The sequence below is a fragment of the Acinetobacter sp. 228 genome, from assembly GCF_048147885.1.
In genome coordinates this window covers 1-1277 of sequence record NZ_JAYWYV010000330.1, presented here as the reverse complement: position 1 = coordinate 1277, position 1277 = coordinate 1, and the positions used below count along the sequence as shown (strand labels likewise).

Annotated in this window: 1 protein-coding gene; it reads right to left on the bottom strand. The window is 43.3% G+C overall.

Annotated elements, in window-relative coordinates:
* Positions 1–1277, bottom strand: a 1277-nt coding sequence (locus VXQ92_RS18690) for a molybdopterin oxidoreductase family protein (RefSeq protein WP_416682813.1), incomplete at both ends; no start/stop codon positions are given.

Here is a 1277-nt window from a genome sequence, read left to right as displayed (position 1 = left end):
GAGAATGTCACGCGTAGTACACAACTGCCCCATTTCGAACGAACTTCTACCAAGCCTTGATCACGCACGCCAAACTTCAATGCATCACTCGGATGAATCTCACAGAATGGTTCAGCACGATGACTGGTTAAATTTGGCGACAAACCAGTACGGGTCATGGTATGCCATTGATCACGAATACGCCCCGTATTCAAAATGAGCGGATAATCTTCTGAAATTGCATGTACCGGATTAATTGCAACAGTAGCAATCAATTTTGCCTTAGCATTTTTATGGCTAAACTGGCCCTTGCCAAACAGCTGTTGAACGGCTTTAGCGTCTTGTTTTTTATCCCATACTGGCCATTGCACTGGTTGTAGAGCGTCATACTCAGCAGTACTTAGGTTCATTAAACCTTTTAAGTTGAAATAACGGAACGTATCAGTTTGCTCACGTGCTTCAATGTCCGCATTATCTTGTGCTGACAAAGCCGCATGTTCATTAAAAATATCAACAGCACTATTAAAGTCAAAACCTTTAAAGCCTAATTTTTTCGCAACTTGACTCACTGACCACCAATCCGCCTTTGCTTCACCCGGCGCAGGTAAAAAAGCACGTTGACGTGAAATACGGCGTTCGGAGTTGGTTACTGTACCGTCCTTTTCACCCCAACCTAAAGCTGGAAGTAACACATCAGCGTAAGCCGTAGTATCCGTATCGGCACAGATATCTGACACAACGACCAATTCGCATTTCTCTAAAGCACGTTTCACCTGATCGGCATCTGGTAAACTTACCACCGGATTAGTTGCCATAATCCAGATGGCTTTAATTTTTCCAGCTTCAACAGCACGGAACAGATCAACAGCTTTTAAGCCAGCTTGAGTTGCAATAAATGGGCTGTCCCAAAAGGTTTGCACTATTTTTTGGTGCAAGGGGTTATCTAAATCCATATGTGCAGCCAACATATTAGCTAAGCCACCCACTTCTCGGCCCCCCATAGCATTGGGCTGGCCTGTCATTGAAAATGGTGCAGCGCCGAGCTTTCCAATTTTGCCTGTTAGTAAGTGACAGTTAATAATGCTGTTGGCTTTATTTACGCCCTGACTTGATTGATTCACACCCATTGAAAATAGCGTGATTACTTTTTCAGTCTGCGCAAATTTCTCAAAAAACTGCTGTAATTTGTCTAAAGAAATACCACTACGTTTGGCAACATAGGCAATATCCGTTTCTTGCTGACTATTTGCCAAAACCTCTTGCAAACCTTCAGTATAGGCATCCACAAAAGCCTGATC